1 protein-coding gene is annotated in these 508 nt (G+C 67.3%); it reads left to right on the top strand.

Features of this window, described 5'->3' with window-relative positions:
- Positions 1–247 precede the first annotated feature (247 nt).
- A partial coding sequence (locus tag SK571_RS46225; protein WP_319990442.1) for an IS110 family transposase occupies positions 248–508 on the top strand: 261 nt, incomplete at its 3' end.

The following is a 508-nucleotide window of genomic DNA, read 5'->3' as shown; positions in this document are numbered from 1 at the left end:
CAACGCAACAGAGAGGATGTTGTAGCGGGATCGCTTGGGCTGGTCTGACCCTCAACGCAACTGACCGTGGTGTCTTTCGCCGGATCTGTCGTCCGATCCAGGCGGTCCCGCTGCACGTCACCAGGCGGGCGGAAGTGACCTGATAGGAGCCTGTCGCCACAGGACCCATCTCTGTTCTGTCCGTCCCGCCCAGCCCGGCGCGTGCCGTCCCACCACGTTCCAGCGAGCAAGGACGGCGGTCTTCAGGATGCCCGACCCACACCCCCCTGCCCACATCCAGGTCTACGGCGGCGTCGACACCCACACCGACACCCACCACGCCGCCGCACTCGACCACCTCGGCCAGATCCTCGGCGACGCCGAGTTCCCCGCCACCCCCGACGGCTGCGCACAACTACTCGGCTGGCTGACTGGCTTCGGCCCGGTCACCGCGGTCGGCGTCGAAGGCACCGGCTCCTACGGCAAACAACTCGCCACCCTGCTGCGCCACAACAACCTCACAGTCCGT

Origin of the sequence: Lentzea kristufekii, from assembly GCF_033949925.1 — a bacterium.
Lineage (GTDB): Bacteria > Actinomycetota > Actinomycetes > Mycobacteriales > Pseudonocardiaceae > Lentzea > Lentzea kristufekii.
The sequence above is the reverse complement of the archived record's forward strand: the minus strand, read 5'-3'. Positions and strand labels throughout refer to the sequence as shown.